Below are 22,043 nucleotides of genomic sequence, written 5' to 3' on the forward strand. Positions count from 1 at the left end.
AAGATACCGCGGATGATGCAACTACCGATCCTGGCCAGCGGCACCACCAGAGCCAGCAGTCAGCCCGGCGAGCTTAACTTTCTCGCGGGCTGGTTTTGAGGGGGAGGTGGGCGCTCCGTGCATCAACCTCCCTGTGAACAGTGGATTACGTTAGAGGCGTGGCATCAAACCTCTAGGGATTTTGTTAATTGTGTCCGCAGAGCAACTGCGATGCGCAATTCCTCTAAATATTGCTCCAAAATCCTGCCGCCCAGATCGACCTTACGTTTGCGGAAGAAGGCTCGGACATCACGCTCCAGCTCGGGCGTTGCCAGTCCGATAATCCCCTCACACATCCGCCGAAGTCCCTGTTTGGGATAGCGTCGGTCCATCGCGTCCCAGTTGTCTTGCACAAACGCCCAGGCCGTTTCGCGCCCGGCCGTGTTCATCAGCACCATCCGAACCATGAAGGGGGCGTCCTGCGTCCGGAATTCCCCGTTGATCGTTTTGTCCAGCGTGCGTCGGAGCAGTTCCGGCTGTTGGAAGGCTGCCAGCGCGTGGAGGTACCGGCGCTCCTCCTGCGGCGTGGCCGCCGAGCGGAACTGTCCGAAAAATTCGTCATAGCGCGCGGCGTCGCCTGTGTGTGCAAGAATCTCAACGAGCGCCGGCAGGACATTGGGGTCCACGGCGGCGGGCCGCTTTGTGTAGGCGGCATAGAGTTTCGCCGCTTGCGTCTGTATCCCATGATCGTTACCCGTCGTGCCAAGGGCGCGCAGCAGCTCGCTGCGTAACTGTTTGACGAGATCGTCTTCGCCCGCGCGCGGCGCCCAGCCCAGTTCGGCCACGGCCGGGCCGATCCGAGTACGCACAAAGGTTTCGAACCGGGCGTGCCTGGCCAGATCGAGCAGTCGCCGAATAGTCGAGAAGGACTCGATCAACACGGCCCAGACGTTCTTGTCCCGGTCGCGCGTGAAGGCGCCTGTCATGTTCAAGTAGTTCGACGGCAACATGAGCCCCGCCATAACCGCCGCCCAGGCATCATTAACCAGATTAAACCGCTCGATCGGGGCCAGTCTGTCTGGTACGAGCTGCAGCAGTCGTTCGAGTAACTGCGGCTCGTAGCGGACCCGGTAGAACCCGTGCCCCCCTTCATTGACCACGACGGAGGTGACATCTCTGGGCAGCGTGATCTGTGCAGAAGCCCTGGTCATCAGCAGCCGTTTTGTCTCGATCGTCGTTGGCGTGACCACTCGCAGTTGGACGGGGATTTGCCAGCGCTGGCCCCCATAGGCCCCAGCTCGTGCGAATTTTCGGAGATACGTGAACCGCTGCTGCTTGAGTTGCAACCTTCCGTGTTTACTGAGGGAGACCGTCACAAGTGGATAGCCCGGTTTAAAAATCCACCCGTTCATGACGGGCAGGATCGGCTGCTTTGCTGCACGACCCAATGCCACCCACAGGTCTTTTGTGTCAGCATTTCCGTAGGCGTGGCGCTTCAGATAGAGTCGAATGCCGTTGCGGAAGACGGTGTGACCGAGATACTGCTCGAGCATGCGAAGGACGGAGGCGCCCTTCTCGTAGGTGAGCGTGTCGAACATCGCATCGGCGTCCTTCGGTGCGCGGACCGGATATTCGATGGGCCGCGAGCTGTGCAGACCGTCCACGACCATGGCCACTGCACGCGAGACGCCAAACGTATTCCACCGCTGCCAGTCGGGCCTCCACGCATCCACCGCCAGCATCTCCGCGAAGGTGGCGAAGGCCTCGTTGAGCCAGAGTCCGTTCCACCAGGACATGGTGACAAGGTCGCCGAACCACATGTGCGCATTTTCGTGTGCGACCACATCGGCAATCCGCTCCAGTTCGGCGTGAGTGGCGGATTTCTCATCGACGAGCAGGGCCGTCTCGCGAAAGGTGATCGCGCCCAGATTTTCCATCGCCCCAGAGGCGAAGTCGGGAATCGCCAGCAGATCGAGCTTGTCGCCTGGATAGGGCAGGCCGTAGTAGCGCTTGAAAAAGTTGAGCGAGAAGGTGGCGATGGCTTGCCCGAACGAGGCGAGTCGCTTCTTGCCCGGCACGCACCAGAGTCGCACCGGAGCTTTCCCCACCATCGTCGGAGCTGTGGATTCCAATTCGCCAACGATGAACGCCACCAGATAGGTGGACATTTTGATCGTGTCGGCGAACCGCAGCGCTTTTTTGCTGCCTTCCTGTTTTTCTGAAACGATGCGCGTATTGGAGACAGCCGTCAACGCCGGATCGATGATTAGCGTGGTAGCGAAGACCGCTTTGAAGTCCGGCTCATCCCAGCAGGGGAACGCGCGGCGCGCGTCAGTGGCCTCGAATTGTGTCGCCGCCATGACGTGTGTGATGCCGGCGGCATTTTTAAAGGTACTGCGATAGAACCCCCGCAGTTTGTCGTTGAGATTGCCCTGAAAGGCGAGCGTGAGCTTCCAGGCGCCGGGTGAAAGCATAGCCGGGAAGGTCAATCGACAGCGCTCGCCTGGCTCGTCCAATACGATGGCCGCGCGCTGAGATTGCCCCCTGGCGTTTTCAATGGTGGCTGAATGGATGTTGAGCTCGGCGGCGTTTAATAAAATTTCTTTGACGGATCGGGTTACGGAGAGTGTGATCCTTTCCGTTCCGGTGAAGGTCGCGGCTCGGAGATCTGGCTCGAGCCGGAGTTCGTATCGAGTGGGGAGGACGGTGCGCGGGAGGCGGTAGGGATCACCCACGGCGCGGCTCCGCGCGCGTGATCTCGACCCCTGCGGGTGTACTGACGATCAGCACGTCCGTCCGACCCACGAAGAGCCCCGTTTCGACCACGCCGGGCAGGGCATTGAGTTGCAGTTCCAGCTCCTCGGGCCGGTCGATACGCGGGATTTGCATATCGAGAATGTAGTGGCCCGCCTCGGTCCGAAAGATCTCGCCGTTCCGTTCCCTCAGGACGGCCTTGAATCCTAGTGCCTCGATCTGCCGGGCCGTGTTGCCCCAGCCGAAGGGGACGACCTCGACGGGTAGCGGAAAGCTGCCCCCGAGAACCGGTACGCACTTGGTATGGTCCACGATGATGACGAGCTGGCGCGCGGCCGTGGCAACGATTTTTTCCTTCAACAGCGCCCCGCCGCCGCCCTTGATCAGGTTTAGTTGGGGGTCGGCCTGATCAGCTCCGTCGATCGTGACATCGATAACCCATCGGTCTTCCGTTTCGATCAGCTCAATACTGTGTGCGCGCGCCAGTTCGGCCGTTTCCCTTGATGTGGGGACACCTTTGATTGTTAGCCCTTGCTTGATGCGCTCACCCAGCGCAATGATCATGTGCGTGGCCGTCGACCCGGTGCCCAGGCCAACAACCATCCCGTCGCGGACAAACTCCATGGATTTGATGGCCGCCTGCCGCTTGAGCTCGTCGAGCTTGGTCCCGCTCACGCGCCCTCCCTCTGCAACTGCGCCGCCACCGACGCCGCGCCCAGCAGCGCCGCCTTCGGGTTCAGGATCACGCGCACGGGAATTGCGCCCAGGAGTTTTTTGAACGGTCCCTTGTCCGCGAAGGCCTTCATGAACACGCCCTCTTTTAATTTTGCCAGAATTTTTGGAGCAATCCCGCCACCGATATAGAGGCCATCCAGCGCCAGCACCTTAAGCGCCAGATTACCAGCTTCCGCGCCGTAGATTGTCGTAAACAGGTCGAGCGCCTGCACGGCAATTTCAGCCTGTTTCTTGAGTCCCGCCTCCGCGATAATCGCCGGCGGATCGCCGACGTTGATTTTTTCCGCCAGCCAGGTTGGCTCGTTTCGCTTCGTGTCGCGCAGAAATTCGTAGATGGCGTGCAGCCCCCTGCCAGAGAGGACGTGCTGGTAGCTCACATGCATGTACTGCGCGCGCAGATAGCGTAGCAACTCCATCTCCTCGCTGCTGGTAGGCGCGAAGCTGCAATGGCCGCCTTCTGAGGGCATGGGCTTGTAGGTTGTGTCATCCCAAAACAGAATCGCCTCGCCGAGCCCGGTGCCGGCGGCGATCAGGGCCAGTGCGCCTTTGGTTTTCGGTGGGGTGCCGGCGTTGAGCGATTCGGTTTCGTCTGACCGGAGCACAAGCATCCCATAGGCCGTCGCTTCGAGATCGTTCAAAAGACGGACGCGCGAAATCGAAAACTTTTCGCCCAAGCCGGGACCATCCACTACCCAGGGCAGATTCGTCAACCTGGAGCGGTTCTCGATGACCGGCCCAGCCACGCCGAAGCAGGCGGCCTCAATTTTCGGTGGCCTCTCCGGCTCGGGCGCTTTTTCTCCAGCCTCGTGTTTTGGTGGGGGCGGTGGCGCCAGAAACTCCTCAACAATCTCGTCCAGCGACTTGTAGTCAGCGCTGACGAAGGTCTGTTCGCGTGTTGGCTCCACCCGCTCCGTCAGCCAATCATAGAGCGCAAGAGTGGTTTTCGTCCCTCCAATGTCGCCGGCCAGAATCATTTATTCCTCATTTGAGACGACCCGCTGTTGTTCCATCGTTAGTCCCGCCGCCGCCGCCCGGTCCATGAACCAGACTAGCCGGCCCGAAGCCGGCGTGATCAGTTTCGCGGGAATTGTTTTCGGGTTGGCAGCGCGATCTTCCAGCACGGTTCGGACCGCCGACGCCTTATCTGCCCCGCTGACCAGAAACGCAACCGTGTGTGCCTGGTTGATCAACGGCGCCGTGAACGTGAGCCGCTGCTTCGGCCCCTGTGGTGCCTGGGTGGGAACTACGAGACGCTGCTGTTGATGCAACGCCGGCGTGCCGGCAAACAAGGATGCCGTGTGGCCATCGTCGCCAAGGCCCAGGAGTATCAGATCAAACCGTGGCCATGCCGGTGCGGCGGTTGCGAATTCCGCTCTGATTGTCTCTTCGTACTGGCGGGCGGCCTGGGCCGGATCCTCTTCGCCGTGCAGGCGGAAGATCTTCGATGTGGCGATCTTCAACGGTACGAGGAGTGTTTCGTTGGCCATGCGAAAATTGCTGTCGGTATGATCCGGTGCCACGCACCGCTCGTCGCTAAAGAAGAAGCATACCTGCGACCAATCCAGCCGCGTTGCATGGTTCGCGGCCAGTTGCGCATGCAGTGCCTTAGGCGTGGATCCGCCGGACAGCGCAATCCTGAATGCGCCGCGACTTGTGATCGCCTGTTCGCCGATCCACGCGACGAACTCCGCCGCCTCGCGCGCCAGTTCCTCGCCATGCTCCAAAATGCGGAGTTCCGCTGCCGCCATCTACCGCCGTTTCTTGCCCTTCTTGCCACCGTGCCTCTTCGCCTGGCGCGAAGCCGATGCCATCCGCGTACGGGAGAGTGTCAGCACCCCCTTAATAGACTGCGTGACCCGACGACCCAACTTCACGCGGGCCACGACCCGGTGTCGGGCCTGCAGCGACTGATAATCGCCCACCGCCTGTGCCTGCGCGAGCGTGCCGAGCGTATAGGGCTGTCCCGGGATCGGCACGTCCGGCTTCATGTCTTCGATCAATTGCAGGAACAGACCGGAGTTCGGCCCGCCCTTGTGTAACTGGCCGGTCGAGTGCAGATAGCGCGGTCCGTAACCGGCCGTCGTCGCCAGATGGTATTTCACGAGCAGGGCTTTCCGAAGCGTCTTGATCGTCGCATCGACCTGTGTCGACGGCGTGACATAAGCGAGGATCGCCAGATAGCGCCCGGGCCCCGCCTGGGCCAGCAGTGTGCTGACGCTGTCAGCCAGCGTTTGGGCCGGTAGCTGTCCGGTCGTTTTCACATACTCCAACACGCGGCGCGTATTTTCCTTACTCTCCTGCACGTTTGGCTGGTCGAAAGGATGAATGTTCAGATAATGGCCTGCGATCGCCGTGGCGAATTCCCAGCAGAAAAACTCCCCCGCCAGATCGTAGGCATCCCGCAGCGTACGACGGATCACTGGCTGGCCCGCCGCCTCCAGTGCCTTCACGTGCGTATCGGTGGCGGCGTTTGCATCGCCTTCAAGTCGCAGATAGACAAACACCCGGTCGTTGCCGTAGGCCTCCGGCGAAGCCACCGGCTCTTGCACGACGGGAATCAGTCCCTTGCCTTCCTTGCCCGTGCTCTCCGCTAGCAACTGCTCAGCCCACAGGCCGAACGAACTGGTTTTGGGCGAGGCAATGAGCGTGACCTTGTCGCGGCCCGACCGGCCGAGCAGGCCCATCACTGTCCCGAGGTAGGCGCCGGGGTTCTGGTCGGGGGGGATGCCGGGCCGGCAGGCCTGGGCCATTTCGATGCCGCGATCTACCAGCGTCTGCACATTGATTCCCATGAGTGCCGCCGGCACGAGGCCAAAGTAGGACAGCACCGAATAGCGTCCCCCGATGTCGGGCGGATTCGTGAATGTGGTGCGAAAACCCTTGTCGTGCGCCAGCGCGCCCAAGCCAGTACCCGGATCGGTAATCGCGATGAACTGCGCCCCGCCAGGCGTTGCCGCAGGCGCACCGCCCGTGCTTTTTTTCGCCTTGGCGACAAGGCCGGCGAAATGCGCGTAGAGGGACATGACCTCGATCGTGCCACCGGATTTACTGGCCAGGATAAAGAGGGTCTTCGCGGGATTAATGGCTTTTGTCACCTGGCGGACGAAGCCGGGCATGGTCGAATCCAGCACCCATAGGCGCGGAAACCCGCGCGCGGAACCAAATGTACGGCGGAATACTTCCGGTCCGAGGCTGCTGCCGCCCATACCGATCAGGACGACGTCACGGAAACCGGCGGCGCGGATGCCCTGCGCGAAGGACTGCAGTGGGCCGACCTTCTCGCGCAGCTGCTCAGCCACGGTCAACCAGCCTAGTCGGTTGGCGATCTCAGTCGGATCCTGCTTCCAGAGCGTGTGGTCTTTGGCCCAGAGACGGGCGACGATCCGCGTCAGCGCCATTTCGTGCAGCGCCGCCTCCACGGTGCCGTGCAGCGCTCCCAGATGGACCTGCATGCGTGTCATCGGTTCCCTGGACATCGTCGGTCTCCGCCGATGTGCGGCGCGAATGCGGGGCGTATCTTAGGCTGGCAGGAGGCAAAAGGCAAACGAGGTCCGGAGGGAAAACCCCGGGTGATTCCACCTAGGGAGGGGTACTCTGGCCGATGAGAATTGTCATGTTATCGGTCACGGACCAGGCCAGGGACCGGGCTTGGTCGACCGACAGCGACAGCCGGAGCCAGCGAGGCGACGATTTAGATTCAACCCCGGTGGATCCGGTCACGCGGACCCACCACTCCCGCAACAAACTCCGCACGCGAAGCCACGGATGTTCTTGAATCGGAGGCGCGACAAAGAGGGTTGCAGCCGGTGTCAGAGACAAGGCGTACTCTGCCGGCATGTCGCTTAATTCAATGGGATGTTCGGTGGCATCTTCGCCGGGTTTTGTTTTGGGACGGTCCACCGGCGGACGAGCCGTGAGCTTGAAGAGGCCGACGAGTGGTCGATCATCGGAGGCTTGCCACGACAGAATCGTCAGCCGGTGCACTTCGACGCCGCGCGCCTTCAATACGGTCATGCCCTGCGCAACATCAATGAGAAGGTAGATCTGTGGTTTGGCGGCAAGTTTGATTTCCTCCTGCAGCGTCCGGTTGACGTCCTGCAGGACCTGTCGCTCGACGGTTGGATCGGGGGACTGCGCCCCTCCGTCGGCCGGATAGCCGACCACGAAGGAAAACATGACGAGCAGTGCGGAGAGGCATCCGGATGGCATCGGTCGTCCGGCGCACTCCATTAGGACAGGGCTTAGAAGATGAGAAGTGGCGTGCCGATGTCGGCGAGCTGGTTCACTGTGCGCAGGTCCTCGTCGTTGAGACGGATGCAGCCATGCGTCACGTTTTTGCCCAGCAGACGCGTGTAGAGCGTGCCGTGGATGAAGTAGCCGTTGCCGAATCCGAGCGCGTGCTCGCCGAGGATGCCGGACTCTGCCCGCTCCGCGGCCGTCGCCGGAATAGCGGTACCTTCTTCAAGAAACGCCCAGTCTGGCTTCACCCACACGGGATTGTCGATCTTCGATTGCACGGCAAACGCGCCGCGCGGTGTCTCGAACACCCAGCGGCGGTCGCGTTGCCCTGGGTCATCCAGCATCGTCCCGCTGCCGGTCGAGGCGACGGCATCGAGCAGCACCGTGTCCCGGCGCTTGATGAAGAGCCGGTTGCGGGCTGTGTCCACGACGATGTAGGGACGGGCGGGGGCGTACTCAGCTAGTTGCCGCTTGAGCGCCGTATGCTGGGCACGCAGGCGGGCAAGGCTGGGCACTTCGCGTGAGTCGGATGGCGCAACCGGACTCTGCGCCGTACGGGTTTCGCTGAACTGGCAGGAGAGCGTACCCGCCACCAGCACGACGAGGCTTCCGCATACGAGGCTCCAGCGTAGCATCCTCATGCGCGGCTCAGCTCTGCTTGGCCATCTCATTGTCCGCCACAGCCTGGGTCTCGTCGAGATTGCGGGCTTCGTCCTCTGCATCGTCGTCGGCCTTGTCTAACTGGGCTAATACTACGGCAACGGCGTTGCGCAAATCTACAGCCCCCACAATCGTGACCGGCGTGCCGGCCTCGACATCGCGGAACAGCGCATCCATGTCGCGGTTGCCGAGCATGACGCAGCCGAGCGTCTCTTGCAGACGGCGGGTGGCCTCGCCGTGGATTTCGATGTTCCCACCGATCCGTGCCTTGGCCGGAATGGCACCTGCACGGCGCGCCTGGTGAAACCGGCGCTGATCCTCGGCGTTCGGATAGTCGAGCAGGAAGGCCCGGTAAAAATCCGTTTGCCCGCGGTCCCGCTTCCGCGTGACGACGTAGACGCCTTCCGGCGTGGCGCCGTCGTCCTGATAGCGCTTTTCCTGCATGCCGTTGTAGCCCAGCCGGACCGGGTAGGAGGCGGCCGCCCGGCCATTTTTATAGAGGATCAGCTGGCGGTCCGCCTTTACCACCGCGATGGCCGCCGCGCGATGCTGTTTTGACCACTCCACTGTCCGCTGCACCTGGGTGCGCCAGCGCGATACTTGCTGTGCATCCGCATAGCGGCTCAGTTCGACGTTGAGCTTCGCCATCTGGCTGGTCATCCGCTCGTCGGCCTGTTGCGAGGTCCGCACAGCCTGCGCGACATGTCCCTGGTCCAGAAAGGACCGGGCCTGCTTAAGCAACAGGTCCGTTTCGACGCTCCGCTCGCCGAGCGTGAGGCGGCTGCTGAGCTCGTCTACGCGGTTGGTAAACCGGTGCAGCTTCCGCTCCAACCGTGCGATCCGGGTCGTCGCATCCCGACGCGTGTCATCCTGCCGCTTGGTCGCCAGGGCCAGCACACGCATCCCTTCTTCGTGCAAGGCCTGCAAGTCTGTCTGGAAGGGATTGTCCTCCCAGGGCCAGCCGACCACATCGTCATCGGCGCGCAGGCGCTCGCGCAGTGCCACCCACTGCCGCACGAACCGCGTGTATTCCTCCGGCGCGTATTCCGCGCTACGGGCGGCGATCAGCTGCCGGTCTACGTCCTCCACCAACTGAACGAGGTCCGGCGGCGCCTGCTGCAGGCAGGCAGCACCAAGCATCATCGTAAGACCCCCGATGAATATGGTGGCTGCCCGCATGATCCCCCTGTTGATCGCCACAAACGTTACTTTTTCTTTGTCGCTTTTACTGATTTGGTCGCGGCAGGCGCCGTGGCGCGGCCGATCTTTGCCAGTGCGCTCTTGACCTCGGTCGAGAGCGAGTTGCTTTTGTCCAGCACTGCCTTGGCCTTGGCTTGCGCTGTGAGATAATCCTCTGCGTCCAAGGCTGCCTGCACGTCGCTGAGCGATCCTGTGAGCGCCTTAGCGTCGCTCTTGATCGCTTCCACGGCTACCCGGTCCTTGCCGACCGGCGCCTTGGCCACGAGCCCCTGCGTTTCTTTGACCGCGTCCTTAGCCGCATTGAAGACCATGATGGCCGCTTCCTTGGCTTCGGCTTTCTTTTTGGCTGTCGTCTCGATCAGCGCAGGCGTTTCTGCCTTGACCGACGCCAGTGCCTGCTCCGCCTGGCCGTAATTGCGGAAGAGGGCAAACTTGGCGTTCTGCTCGTCCACTTCCTTCTTCGCGTTATTGATCAGGCCTTCCAGCTTGGCAAAATCTTCCGGCGCATAGGCTTGGGCACCGGCGAGCTTGGCGTCCGCCACGATCTTCTCTGCCTCACTCATCTTGTCGGTCGGCGCCTGGCTGCACCCAACGGCAAGCAGCATCAGCGGCGCCATCAGCAATGTCCAACGACGTGCCATGGTCTCATTCCTCCTGTTTAAAGATTTTTACCCGGTCCAACCGTCATTTATTTTGGCTATAGGCTCTACGTGCGCAGCATCACCGTAAACGCACTGCCGATCCCCCTTCGGGGCCCTTGCGAGCCCAAAGGGGGATCGGTGACACTCGAAAGAGAAGCTTACTTCTTCTTCTCCTCCTTCTTGTCGGCCTTCTTCTCCGCCTTCGTCTCCGCCTTCTTTTCAGCAGCAGGAGCGTGCTTGTCGTCGGCTTGCACGAAGGTTGTGGCACCGAACGTCAGTCCAAGGACCAACGCCAGCATCGCAAACATGGTCTTCATCATTGTGAGTCACCCCCCTTCCATAGTCAATTCACCGAAATCCGGCAAATATGTTATGTCTTTGTACTTAAGCAAGCTCTGTGCCATGCGTGGAACTTGCGGGCCTTAAATAGCCCCTTTTCTTTCAATAGGTTGTCGATATGTTGGTCTCTGGCCTCAGAAAAGCCCTGGGGCAGATTCGTCATCGCATGCAAAACCGCCCCAGTGTTTCGCGGGGCACGCCGTCAGTTACCATTCGCGTTGACACTCCGAACAGGCGCTTCTTATAATGCGCCTCCCGTTATGTCTGTTTGAGAAGGAGCACGCGCATGTCATTCACGTACCAGCAGCCCTCGAAGTTGAAACGGAAACGCGATCATGGTTTCCGGAAACGGATGAAGACGAAAGACGGGCGCAAAGTCCTAGCCCGCCGCCGCAAGAAGGGGCGCAAACGCCTAACGGTCTAGTCCGCCTTATTCATGACCACTTCTGCTGCAACCGCGGAGTCGCTGCTGCGAAATGCCTGTGTACAGGCTGCGGAGCACGCGGGCGGGCGGGGGGGCCACTCAGCCCCTGGCCGTGCTGTTTCAAGTCCGCCCCGGATCTTCTCGGCTCCTCGCGCCCGGCTCGCGACGAACCGCCAAGACTAGGGCGGACGAGGAGCGGAGCGTGGCACGTGCGTCAAAGGACCTCTTGTTTTTTCTCAAGAACAGCGGCGACATCGAGCGCGTCAAAAAGGCCGGCTGCCGTCTCCAAACCTCCCTTTTCAATCTGGTCTCCTGTCGCTCTGAAAAGCCCTATGCTCGAGTGGGTGTCATTGTCGGCAAGCGCCTGGGCGGGGCCGTCATCCGTAATAGGGCAAAACGTATTTTTCGCGAACTGGCGAGGCAGTCGCGCAGCCAGCTGGTGCCGGGCCGTGATATGCTCGTCTTTCCAAAACACAGCGTCCTGGCAACAGCGCATCGGGTTCTGCGTGACATGTGGTTGACGGCACTGCGCCAACAGGCACTCATACGCACTGGGGACAAGCCATGATACAGACAGGGGGACTAGCAGTGATTGCGTTCTATCAGCGGTGGATCTCGCCGCTGCTCGGCCCCGCCTGCCGGTTCGATCCCACCTGCTCGCAGTATGCTGCGGATGCGATCCGGAGGTACGGCTTTATCAAAGGAAGCGCGCTAGCTTGCTGGCGACTGCTGAAATGCCATCCCTTCCATCCAGGCGGACACGATCCCGTTCGGTAGCCGCGCGCCATGGAAAAACGCGTCATCATTTTCCTTATTCTCTCCCTGGGCATTCTGCTCGGGTACGAATATCTCCTGAAGGAGATGGGGTTGGCTCCGCACCCGTCCCAGGAGATGGATCAGCGGGCGCAGCCTGCCTCTGAATCGCACACCCCGGTGCCGGTCGCGGAGACAACACAGGATACGCCGAAAGCCCCGGGGGGACAGGCGACCGGCTCGCAGGCGCCAGCGCCGGAACACGAGCAAACGGTCGAAATCGTGTCCGACTTGTACCGGGTGAAACTTTCCAATCACGGGGGAGTCGTCACAAGCTGGGAACTGCTGAAGTACCGCCTGGCGCCGGACGCCAGTTCGCCGCCCGTGCAATTGATTTACAAGGAGGGCCAATTCGCCAAGCCGCTGGCGCTGCACCTGGAGGATGCGGCGCTCGCGAAGCAGATGAATGGCGGGTTCTACGACATCGCGCGCGACTTCGATCGGCTGGATGCCGCCCACCCGACCGGCCGCGTGACCCTGACATACCGGACGCCGGATTCGCCGGTGCGCGTGCAGAAACAACTGATCTTTCATCACAACAGTTATCTGGTGGAGGTGACAGTGGCAGCCGAGGGGGTCACCATTCCGGTCGGTCTTGCCCTCGGGACCAATTTCGGCATCGTGGAGTGGACTGAGGGGCTGATCGGTTTGGTCGGTCCCGCCACGCGCATCGCCGACAAGGTCGAGAAGGATCTCCCGGACGCTGAGCAGGACTCAAAAGGCGATATTAAATGGGTCGCGCTTCAGGACAAGTACTTCCTGAGCGTGATGATCCCGACCGGCGCCACCTCCGCCTGGATCAAAAAGGAGGCAGATCGGGTGGCCACGGCCCAGGTGCGATTCCCCGCGCCGGGCAACCCGCTGTCCGTAAAGCTCTATGCGGGGCCGAAAGAATACGAGACGCTCAAATCGTTCGGGGCCGGCCTGGAGGAGACGATCGATTTCGGCTGGTTTATCTTCGGCAGCTGGGATATCGTCAAGGCGGTCGCGAAGCCACTCTTCGTTGTGCTGCGCTTTCTGCACGAGTATACGCAAAACTACGGAGTGGCGATCGTCCTGCTGACCATTGGTATCAAGCTGCTCTTCGCACCGCTGCAATTCAAGAGCTACAAGTCCATGAAGGAGATGCAGGTCCTCCAGCCGAAAGTGCTGGGCCTGCAGACCAAGTTCAAGGACGACCGGGACCGGCTCAATCGTGAGCTCATCAAGCTCTACCGTGACCACAAGGTCAATCCGGTCGGCGGCTGCCTTCCGATGCTCCTGCAAATGCCGGTGTTCGTCGCGCTCTTCAACGTCCTCTATATGACAATCGAGTTGCGGCAGGCGCCGCTGGGACTCTGGATTCACGATCTTTCGTCCCCCGATCCCTATTACGTGCTGCCGATTCTCATGGGCGTAACGATGGTCATCCAGCAGAAGATCACGCCAACGACGATGGATCCGACTCAGGCCAAGATGATGCTGATTCTCCCGGCCTTCATGACCCTACTATTTTTAAATTTTGCTTCCGGCCTTGTGCTCTATTGGTTCACCAACAATCTGCTGACTATCGGGCAGCAAGTCGTCACGGACCGCTACATCTATAAGCAGCCGACCTTCGCCACCTCCGCGCAATCGGAGTCCTGACGTGGGCTCACCGCTGAACGATACGCTTTGCGCTCTCGCCGATCCGACTGGCAGTGTGCAAATGGCCTTCGCTGCGTAATTCGATTTCAGATAGAATCCCGCGGTGACGCATGAGCTCCCCGTTGAACGACACAATTTGTGCAGTGGCCACCCCGCCCGGCGAGGGAGGGGTCGGAATCATCCGCATCAGTGGCGAGAAGGCCGTGGATGTTGCCGCCAGCCTTGTGGCATTGAAGTCCGGAGTCTTTCTCGCATCCGCTGCCAGCCATACGCTCCACCAGGCTGATCTCTTTGACCGTACTGATGCGCGGTCGCGGACACCGGTCGACGAGGCGCTCGTCGTCGTGATGCGCGGCCCGAGATCTTACACCGGCGAGGATGTCGTCGAGCTCCAGTGCCACGGCAGTTCGCTGATTCTTCAGACCGTCTGTGCGGCACTCATCCGGGCCGGGGCCCGCCTAGCCGATCCGGGTGAATTTACCAAACGCGCTTTTCTCAACGGCCGGCTCGATCTGGCCCAGGCCGAGGCGGTCCTTGATACGATCCGGGCCAAAACGGCCGGCAGTCTTCGCATCGCGCAGGAGCAGTTGCGCGGCGCCCTTTCGAAGGACATCGCATCGGTCCGCGAGCCACTCATCCGCTTGCTCGCTCATGTGGAAGCCGGGATTGATTTCGTTGAGGAAGATATTTCGTTCATTCCGATTACTGAGCTGGCCGCTGGCCTCCACCAGGCACATGATATGGTGTTGCGTTTGTTGGCGCACAGCCGCGAAGGCCGCATCCTGCGCGAAGGCGTGACCGCCGCCATCGTCGGACGACCGAACGTTGGCAAGTCTAGCCTGCTCAATGCGTTGCTGCGAATGGACCGGGCAATTGTCACGCCGATCCCCGGCACAACTCGTGACGTTCTCGAAGAAGTGCTCAACGTCCGCGGTGTGCCTGTCCGGCTGCGGGACACCGCTGGCCTGCGGGACTCCATCGATCCTGTGGAGCAAGAGGGCGTGCGTCGGAGTCAGGCGGCGATCGAGCAGGCCGATCTGCTTCTGATCGTCGTCGATGCGTCGGCCCCTTTGTGCTCTGACGACCGTCGCCTGCTCGACGAATTTCTGGGCAAGACGGACAAGAAGCGGCTGGTGATTCTGAACAAGACGGATCTGCCCTGCCGGCTGGACGATCCGATCGCCGCTCCGGATGAACGCTCAGCAGTGGTACGCCTCTCCGCCAAAACCGGCGAGGGGCTCGATGAACTGCGGGACCAGATCCGAGCTCTTTTTATTCATCCGGATTTCGAAGTGCGGGAAACCGCGCTCATCACGCATTTGCGGCATCAGGCAGCCTTACAGCGGACGCTGGATGCGCTGACCGCGGGGCTCGCCTCGGTCGCAGTCTCGGCAGCTGGTGAGTTGATCGCGATGGATCTCCGTATGGCGATCGATGGGCTGGGTGAAATCACGGGCGTCATTAGCACGGACGATATTCTGGACCGTATCTTCAAGGACTTTTGTATTGGGAAGTAACTTTCAGCGCGCAGCGTATCTCGCAAGCAACTAGCGACGAGATACACCGGACGTGGGTGAGCAATGGCAAGCGACTTTGACATCGTCGTCGTCGGGGGCGGTCATGCCGGCTGCGAAGCCGCGCTGGCGGCCGCTCGTATGGGCGCCCGGACACTCCTGTTGACAATGGAGATCGATAAGATTGCGCAGATGTCCTGCAATCCCGCCATCGGCGGCATCGCAAAGGGTCACCTTGTGAAAGAAATCGACGCGCTTGGTGGAGAGATGGGCCGCAACACCGATCGCGCTGGCATCCAATTCCGCATGCTCAACACAAGCAAGGGGCCGGCGGTGCGAGCGCTGCGCGTGCAATGCGACAAGAAACTCTACCGGCAGACGATGCAGCAGACCCTGCGCGAGCAGCCCGGATTGACTGTGACGTCGGGCACCGTGGATCGCCTCTTCACGGCTGGCGGACGGGTGACGGGCCTCGTAACGGGCAACGGCATCCGGATCGACGCGCGGGCTGTGATCCTCACCTCGGGCACCTTTCTCAAGGGGCTGATCCACATCGGGCTGAATCATTTTCCGGCTGGGCGCGGCGGGGAGGCTTCGGCGGAACATCTCTCCGATTGCATGCGGGATCTGGGATTCGAAGCGGGTCGCCTCAAGACCGGCACGCCGCCGCGCGTACACAAAGACACGATCGATTTCGCCGCGATGGTGCTGCAGCCGGGCGATACCCCTCCACAGTTCTTCTCCTCGCGCACGGAGCGGATCACGACGCCGCAACTGCCTTGTCATCTCACCTACACGAGCCGGGAGACGCACGACATCATCCGCGCAAACCTCGACCGCTCGCCGATGTACTCGGGTGTAATCGAGTCAGTTGGCCCGCGCTACTGTCCTTCGATCGAAGACAAGGTCGTGCGTTTCGCTGACAAGGACCGGCACCAGATTTTCGTCGAGCCCGAGGGCGTGGACGTCCCGGAGTTTTATCCGAACGGTATTTCGACGAGCCTGCCCGTGGACGTGCAGGCAGCCGTGCTCAAAACGATCCCGGGGCTCGCGCGGGCCACGATGCTCCGGCCCGGCTACGCGATCGAGTACGATTATTTCCCGCCGCGACAGCTGCACCCAACGCTGGAAACGAAACTCGTGGCCGGTCTTTTCCACGCGGGACAGATTAATGGCACCTCTGGCTATGAAGAAGCTGGCGCGCAGGGCCTCATCGCGGGCATCAATGCGACCCTTGCCGTGCAGAACGAACCACTCCTTGTCCTGGACCGCTCGCAAGCCTACATCGGCGTGTTGATCGACGATCTCATCACGAAGGACGCGCGCGAGCCCTACCGCATGTTCACGTCGCGCGCTGAGTACCGCCTGCTGCTGCGCCACGACAACGCCGATTTTCGTCTGACGGATATCGGTCGCAGACTCGGGCTCGTCCCGGATGCGGTGTATGCCCGTTTCGATGAAAAACGCATCCTCGTTGAGCGGGAGATCCGGCGCTTCAATGGATCGAGGGTTTCGGCATTTGACAGACTTCGCGAAAGAATCTTTTCCATTTCCCCAGAACCCCTGGCTCCGGACGCTACGCTGGCCCACGTGCTGCGCCGTCCCGGCATGAGCTACGATGCACTCCTCCATCTCCTTGGAGAGAAACCTACTAGCAAAGAATCATCGCAAGCTGTTGAAATATCTATAAAATATGACGGATATGTAAGACGACAACTGGAACAGATTTCTCGATTTGAAAAATTGGAAGGGAGAAAAATTCCCCTCGAGTTCAACTATGCAGGCGTATTAGGCCTCTCGCATGAAGTCCTTGAAAAACTCACGAAAATCAAACCCGCCTCTGTTGGCCAAGCGTCCCGGATTTCCGGCGTTACGCCTGCAGCCGTCTCACTACTCCTCATCGCGCTCGAACGTGATCGCCGTCGCTCACAGGGATCATCCTCGACTGTCCTGGCCAGCTAACCGCCTTGTCTACTCTTTCAGGCTAAGATCCTTTTTATCTAATTCCGCTTGACCTCTCCCATCAGTTTGGCGTAGATGTTCCACGTGGAACAGACACAATTTGTAGTGGAACTTATTGAAGGTTTATCTACATTTGGTATATCGTTATGCCAGGAACAGATTGACGCCTGCTCAACTTACTACGATGAACTAATCCGGTGGAATGCCCGGGTCAGTTTGACGTCGATCAAGGACAGAAAGGAAATTGCCATTAAGCACTTCGTCGATTCATTCGCCTGCATACAGGCCGTTGGAAAAGAGACAACCTCTCTGCTCGATATTGGCAGTGGAGCAGGATTCCCAGGGCTCCCCTTAAAGATTCTCAGACCTGATCTCTTGGTAACGCTCCTGGAGCCGAATGAAAAAAAGACGGCATTCTTGCGCTATCTCATTGGCACATTAAACCTAAAAAACATTTCAGTTGTTTCTAAGACGCTGAGAGAATTCGCCAAACCCGAGAGTGTGCGGATGGGATTTTCCTCCCTCATCACGCGCGCTTTGGCAGCGCAGGAGATTCTTCCGCTTGCTGTATCACTACTGACGTCAAGGGGCCACGTGATCCTATGCCGTGCCAAACCGTTCGATATGAGCCCAGAACAACATGGGCTGACTCTATTATCTGAGTTTTCCTATGAGCTGCCTTCCGGCTATGGTCACCGCGTTCTGACCAAACTACAGCTGAAAACGGCCTGATGTTCCACGTGGAACAATGGAGATTGCACTAATATGGCTCGTATTATTGCAGTAGCGAATCAAAAGGGAGGCGTTGGAAAAACAACGACTTCCGTTAACTTTGCTACATCCTTGGCGGTCTCGGAGCAGTCTGTTCTGCTGGTTGACCTTGACCCACAGGCTAATGCCACAAGCGGCTTGGGCGTGGCTACTAACAGCGCCTCCAAGACTGTCTATAACTGCCTCGTGCACGGGGAGAAGATTGAGAATGTCTCTGTCCCAACTTCGATCACGCACCTGTCCGTTGCACCAGCGACCACTGATCTTGTTGGCGCTGAAGTCGAGCTGGTCTCCATACCGGGGCGTGAGTCGCTGCTCAAGCAGGCACTCCAGAGCAGTCATGATCGCTTCGACTACATCATCCTGGACTGTCCGCCGGCGTTGGGCCTGATCACAATCAACGCGTTCACGGCCGCCTCGTCCGTCCTTGTACCCTTGCAGTGCGAGTACTATGCGATGGAGGGGCTGAGCCGGCTCATGGCCAATGTCGAGCGTATACGGCAGTCGCTTAACCCATCGCTAGAATTGGAAGGCATCGTGCTGACAATGTTCGATGCGCGCAATAGCCTCTCAAAACAGGTGGCTGATGAAATCCGCAAGCATTTCAAGGACAAGGTCTATCGTACGGTGATCCCCCGCAATGTCGCACTCGCCGAAGCACCCAGCTTCGGACGGCCGGCATTGCTCTACAACGTTGCGTCGACCGGCGCGCAGGCCTATCTGCAACTTACAAAGGAGATACTCGATGGAAAAAAAGGCTCTCGGTAAGGGACTGGGTGCGCTGCTGCCGGAAACGCTTCCGAAGATTTTTCCCATCGAGCGGGAGGCAACGCAGGAGATCTCGGTCGACCGGATCGTGCCAAACCGCTACCAGCCCCGCCAGACCTTTGAGCCGGGGGAACTGGCGCAGCTGGCCGAGTCAGTGAAACGCAATGGCGTCCTGCAACCGGTGCTGGTCCGGCGCATGGCTGACGGGCTCTTCGAATTGATTGCGGGCGAACGGCGCTTTCGCGCGGCCAAGCTGGCCGGCCTCAACCAGATTCCAGCAGTTGTGCGGAACAGCAACGACGAACAGTCCATGGAGTTTGCGCTAATCGAAAACCTGCAGCGTGCAAATCTAAATCCGATGGAGGAAGCGCGAGCCTATCAACGTCTCGTGGCCGAATTCGGCCTGACTCAGGAAGCACTCGCGCAGCGGTTTGGTAAAGATCGCTCGTCTATTGCCAACTCGCTGCGATTAATTAGTTTACCTAATGAAATAAAAGAGTTGGTCGAATCGCTCAAACTTTCCATGGGCCATGCCAAGGTGCTACTTGGCCTGACAAAACTGGATCTGCAACTCAAGCTGGCCCAGCGCATTGTTGCGGAGCAGCTCTCCGTGCGCCAAGTGGAACAATTGATTGCCGCGGAAGGGCACGAAGGAAAAGTCAGAGTGGCGGCCCGGAAGCCAGCGGCGTTTCCTGATCTCGAGGCTGCGCTCAGAAAACGCCTGGGCACCAAAGTGCTGATTCACAAAAAAGGCACGGGCGGGCGCATCGAAATTCATTACTATCAACCCAGCGAGCTGAACCGGCTGGTCGAGGCAATGCTAGCTTAGGCTGCTCCCGGCACAAATAGGAATTTTCTTGCCTTAGGCCCCACCTCGTTCTAAGCTCGCCTCCGAAGCGTCGGTCCCTGAGATTAGGGACTGCGGCCTCGCCTCATTAGCTACTCAGCGTAGGAAAAACAAGCGGTTCTCTGGCTCTAGCCGAGCAGGACAACCCTGGTTCCTCAAATTGAGGCCGTTGACGACCACCTCATACGCTATCAGCCATTGAGAATCGCTCAACGCAAGAGGCGGGCCTAAGGAATAATCCGGCTGCTCCCCCTGGCAACCGTGACTGGCTGGGGCAACGCGCCGACGCTCGCAATGGAAGAGGGCGTGCTGCTTAACGGCAACCTCGAGATGCTGCACGCGGACGTACGCGAGCGCGCGCGAGGCGATACGCGCCGTAAATCCGCAGACGTCTAACGTCGAGCGCGTCACGGGCTAAGCCGGAGCGGTGGATGAACCCGCTGATCGTGCCGGCGACAGCCTCAAGAGGTACACATGTGGGAAAAAAGTAAAAACAAGCGCCCCAAGGACGAAGAAGAGAATTTCACCTTCCTAGGCCGGGGGGTAGACTTCAAGGGCATCGTCAACTTAGAAGGGACGGTGCGCATCGACGGCCGCCTGGACGGGGAAATCTATACCAAGGGCACGCTCATCGTCGGCGAGCACGCCGTCATCAAGGGCGTTGTCATTACCGGCACCCTCATCAGCCACGGCAAGATCAGGGCCACTGTGACCGCCTCAGAAAAAATTCAGGTGCTCAAACCCGGCATTTTAATAGGCGACATTCGCACCCCCTCCTTCATGATGGAGGAAGGAGCGCACTTCCACGGCCTCTGTGACATGGGCCCCGCTGCCTGGGATGCGGAGGAGCGCCAGGACTTCGAAAAGGTCGACGACCTCGCGGCCCATCGCGGGAAAGTCCGCCTGCAAGATCTGCCCTCGTGACAGTACATACCCTCTTCCTGTAGCATGACGCGGGTGTCCGGAACGATCCGGACGCTGATATCGCTCACCATTCCTTCGCAACGATTAGGATTCGGATCATGTCACGGCCTCGCGTCATCGTCGGAATGAGTGGCGGCGTCGACAGCTCTGTTGCCGCCGCGCTCCTTGTGCAACAGGGCTACCAGGTGCAGGGCGTCACGCTCCAGGTCTGGGAGCCGGAGGATGAGTCTGCCGCCGTCTCCAAACGCTGGCAGGAGCGTAGTTGCTGCAAGATCGGCATCGCGAAGCATGTCGCCAAGCGCCTGGCAATCCCCTACGAAATCATCGATACCCGGCAGACGTTCCGCACCAGCGTCATCGACGATTTTCTCTCCGGCTACCTTGCTGGCACCACGCCCAATCCCTGCGTCCGCTGCAACGAGCGGGTGAAGCTGCGTTCGCTAATCGCGCTGGCGGAGGAGCGCGGCGCGGACTTCGTCGCCACCGGCCATTACGTACAGATAGGACGAGACGACACCGGACTGAGCCTGCAGCGCGCAGCCGATCTGCGCAAGGATCAGAGTTATTTTCTGTATCGCCTTCGTCCCGAATGGCTCCCACGCCTGTTGTTTCCTGTGGGAGGCCTGCAGAAGGCAGACGTGTGGCGGCTCTCGGAATCGCTTGACCTGCCACCGGACGAAATCAAGGAAAGCCAGGAAATCTGTTTCGTGACGCAGGGCGACTACCGCGCGTTTATCGAGTCGGAGGCCCCGCAGGCAAAGATGCCCGGCCGATTTGTCGGCACGGACGGCAGAGATCTTGGCGCACACGACGGCATCGCCTTCTACACCCCCGGACAGCGCCGCGGCCTAGGCGTATCGGCAGGACAGCGCCTCTACGTGCAGCGCGTGGAACCGGCCACCAACACCGTCAGGCTCGGCGCTGACGAGGATTTGCTGCGTTCCGACTGCACCGTCGCCGATCTCAATGTATTCGACCGCTCGCTGCTAGAACAATCACGCGCGGCCGAGGTCAAGGTCCGCTATGCCACGCCCGCGGCAGCGGCTATGCTGACGCCCAATCCAGACGGCACACTCACCGTGCAATTTTCCGTTTCGCAGCGGGCCTTGAGCCCGGGCCAGTCCGCCGTGTTTTACGAGGGCGATCGCGTCCTCGGCGGTGGAATTATTCGTTAAGATTTCCCCCCGTTTCCCTTCTTGACAGGTCCCTTTTCGCAATGCTACTGTGGCCCGTTTTTCGTGCCCCACCGCACGAATTTTTCCTTGTTCATCGCGGAGTTTCGAGATTTTTAACAAGAGCCCACTATGATCAAATCCTCCATCGCGCGCCGGTACGCCAAAGCCTTTTTCGAACTGCTGGACACCAAGAGTATTGAAGCGGCGCGCACTGGGCTGACCGCTCTCGGACAGGCCGTCGAGCAATCCGCCGAACTCAGACACGTTCTGGCGTCACCGGCCTTCACCGCCGACGAAAAACTCGCGGTGTTGAACGCGCTGGTGCAGAAGCTCCCTTGTCCGCCTGTCACCGCCAGTTTACTGGGCCAGCTCGTGCACAAGAACCGCCTCGAATTTCTCACGGACATCGCGGACGCCTTCGCTGAACTTGCCGATCAATCCAGGGGCACCAGGCAGGCGTCCGTGACGTCGGCCGCCGCGCTCAATGCGCTCGAGCAGGACCGCGTGCGCACGCGCCTGCGTGACCTGCTTAAGGGCGACGTGGATGTCACCTTCCAGACTGAGCCAAAGCTGATCGGGGGCTTACAGATCCGGATCGGGAGCACGCTCTACGATAGCAGCGTGCGCAGCCGATTGAACGCCATGCAGACGACTTTGACCAAGGAGTAGCTG

21 protein-coding genes and 1 pseudogene are annotated in these 22,043 nt (G+C 60.1%); 12 read left to right on the forward strand and 10 right to left on the reverse strand.

What is annotated here, in order from left to right; translation table 11 throughout:
- Window positions 1–164: 164 nt before the first annotated feature.
- The 9 genes from FJ248_03930 to FJ248_03970 form a co-directional block, all read right to left on the reverse strand.
- A complete protein-coding gene (locus FJ248_03930; GenBank protein ID MBM4120036.1) occupies window positions 165–2,714 on the reverse strand; it encodes a M1 family metallopeptidase in 2,550 nt (849 codons plus the stop codon).
- Window positions 2,707–3,357 (reverse strand): ribose-5-phosphate isomerase RpiA, encoded by a 651-nt coding sequence (gene rpiA / locus FJ248_03935; GenBank protein MBM4120037.1) that lies wholly within the window; start codon window positions 3,355–3,357, stop codon window positions 2,707–2,709. The genes FJ248_03930 and rpiA overlap by 8 nt, the downstream gene beginning before the upstream one ends.
- Window positions 3,358–3,404: 47 nt before the next feature.
- Window positions 3,405–4,442: a glucokinase gene (gene glk / locus FJ248_03940; protein MBM4120038.1), complete on the reverse strand. Its 1,038-nt coding sequence runs from the start codon at window positions 4,440–4,442 to the stop codon at window positions 3,405–3,407.
- A complete protein-coding gene (pgl, locus tag FJ248_03945) occupies window positions 4,443–5,216 on the reverse strand; it encodes a 6-phosphogluconolactonase (protein ID MBM4120039.1) in 774 nt (257 codons plus the stop codon).
- Window positions 5,217–6,929 (reverse strand): glucose-6-phosphate isomerase, encoded by a 1,713-nt coding sequence (locus FJ248_03950; protein MBM4120040.1) that lies wholly within the window; start codon window positions 6,927–6,929, stop codon window positions 5,217–5,219.
- Between the two features lie 118 nt (window positions 6,930–7,047).
- A complete protein-coding gene (locus FJ248_03955) occupies window positions 7,048–7,677 on the reverse strand; it encodes a hypothetical protein (GenBank protein MBM4120041.1) in 630 nt (209 codons plus the stop codon).
- A 32-nt stretch (window positions 7,678–7,709) separates the two neighbouring features.
- Window positions 7,710–8,342 carry a L,D-transpeptidase gene (locus FJ248_03960; protein MBM4120042.1) on the reverse strand — a complete coding sequence of 211 codons (633 nt, stop codon included), beginning with the start codon at window positions 8,340–8,342 and terminating at the stop codon, window positions 7,710–7,712.
- A 13-nt stretch (window positions 8,343–8,355) separates the two neighbouring features.
- On the reverse strand, window positions 8,356–9,567 hold the full coding sequence (locus FJ248_03965) for a murein L,D-transpeptidase (protein ID MBM4120043.1): 1,212 nt from the start codon (window positions 9,565–9,567) through the stop codon (window positions 8,356–8,358).
- Window positions 9,568–9,572: 5 nt separating this feature from the next.
- Complete coding sequence (locus FJ248_03970; GenBank protein MBM4120044.1) at window positions 9,573–10,208, reverse strand: hypothetical protein; 636 nt, start codon at window positions 10,206–10,208, stop codon at window positions 9,573–9,575.
- 625 nt (window positions 10,209–10,833) lie between these two features.
- Here FJ248_03970 and FJ248_03975 point away from each other — a divergent pair.
- The 9 genes from FJ248_03975 (at window position 10,834) to FJ248_04015 (ending at window position 19,254) form a co-directional block, all read left to right on the forward strand.
- A complete protein-coding gene (locus FJ248_03975; GenBank protein MBM4120045.1) occupies window positions 10,834–10,971 on the forward strand; it encodes a 50S ribosomal protein L34 in 138 nt (45 codons plus the stop codon).
- A gap of 52 nt (window positions 10,972–11,023) precedes the next feature.
- Window positions 11,024–11,539: a ribonuclease P protein component gene (gene rnpA, locus FJ248_03980; GenBank protein ID MBM4120046.1), complete on the forward strand. Its 516-nt coding sequence runs from the start codon at window positions 11,024–11,026 to the stop codon at window positions 11,537–11,539.
- Window positions 11,536–11,748: a membrane protein insertion efficiency factor YidD gene (gene yidD / locus FJ248_03985; GenBank protein ID MBM4120047.1), complete on the forward strand. Its 213-nt coding sequence runs from the start codon at window positions 11,536–11,538 to the stop codon at window positions 11,746–11,748. The genes rnpA and yidD overlap by 4 nt, the downstream gene beginning before the upstream one ends.
- Before the next feature lie 9 nt (window positions 11,749–11,757).
- A complete protein-coding gene (gene yidC, locus FJ248_03990) occupies window positions 11,758–13,410 on the forward strand; it encodes a membrane protein insertase YidC (GenBank protein MBM4120048.1) in 1,653 nt (550 codons plus the stop codon).
- A 110-nt stretch (window positions 13,411–13,520) separates the two neighbouring features.
- A complete protein-coding gene (gene mnmE / locus FJ248_03995) occupies window positions 13,521–14,927 on the forward strand; it encodes a tRNA uridine-5-carboxymethylaminomethyl(34) synthesis GTPase MnmE (protein ID MBM4120049.1) in 1,407 nt (468 codons plus the stop codon).
- A gap of 63 nt (window positions 14,928–14,990) precedes the next feature.
- Window positions 14,991–16,886 (forward strand): tRNA uridine-5-carboxymethylaminomethyl(34) synthesis enzyme MnmG, encoded by a 1,896-nt coding sequence (gene mnmG, locus FJ248_04000; protein ID MBM4120050.1) that lies wholly within the window; start codon window positions 14,991–14,993, stop codon window positions 16,884–16,886.
- A gap of 75 nt (window positions 16,887–16,961) precedes the next feature.
- Window positions 16,962–17,618 carry a 16S rRNA (guanine(527)-N(7))-methyltransferase RsmG gene (gene rsmG / locus FJ248_04005; protein ID MBM4120051.1) on the forward strand — a complete coding sequence of 219 codons (657 nt, stop codon included), beginning with the start codon at window positions 16,962–16,964 and terminating at the stop codon, window positions 17,616–17,618.
- A gap of 33 nt (window positions 17,619–17,651) precedes the next feature.
- Window positions 17,652–18,425 carry a ParA family protein gene (locus FJ248_04010; protein MBM4120052.1) on the forward strand — a complete coding sequence of 258 codons (774 nt, stop codon included), beginning with the start codon at window positions 17,652–17,654 and terminating at the stop codon, window positions 18,423–18,425.
- The gene (locus FJ248_04015) at window positions 18,403–19,254 is read left to right on the forward strand and encodes a ParB/RepB/Spo0J family partition protein (protein MBM4120053.1); all 852 of its coding nucleotides are present in this window, start codon (window positions 18,403–18,405) and stop codon (window positions 19,252–19,254) included. Before FJ248_04010 ends, FJ248_04015 begins: the two co-directional genes overlap by 23 nt.
- Window positions 19,255–19,679: 425 nt before the next feature.
- Here the strand turns inward: FJ248_04015 and FJ248_04020 are convergent.
- Window positions 19,680–19,727: pseudogene (locus FJ248_04020) on the reverse strand (hypothetical protein).
- A gap of 19 nt (window positions 19,728–19,746) precedes the next feature.
- Between FJ248_04020 and FJ248_04025 the strand changes: the two are divergent.
- From FJ248_04025 to atpH, 3 genes are all read left to right on the forward strand, one after another.
- Window positions 19,747–20,196 (forward strand): polymer-forming cytoskeletal protein, encoded by a 450-nt coding sequence (locus FJ248_04025; protein ID MBM4120054.1) that lies wholly within the window; start codon window positions 19,747–19,749, stop codon window positions 20,194–20,196.
- Window positions 20,197–20,294: 98 nt separating this feature from the next.
- A complete protein-coding gene (gene mnmA / locus FJ248_04030) occupies window positions 20,295–21,371 on the forward strand; it encodes a tRNA 2-thiouridine(34) synthase MnmA (protein ID MBM4120055.1) in 1,077 nt (358 codons plus the stop codon).
- A gap of 129 nt (window positions 21,372–21,500) precedes the next feature.
- Window positions 21,501–22,040 (forward strand): ATP synthase F1 subunit delta, encoded by a 540-nt coding sequence (gene atpH / locus FJ248_04035; protein ID MBM4120056.1) that lies wholly within the window; start codon window positions 21,501–21,503, stop codon window positions 22,038–22,040.
- Window positions 22,041–22,043 lie beyond the last annotated feature (3 nt).

Origin of the sequence: Nitrospira sp., from assembly GCA_016873435.1 — a bacterium.
GTDB lineage: Bacteria > Nitrospirota > Nitrospiria > Nitrospirales > Nitrospiraceae > VGXF01.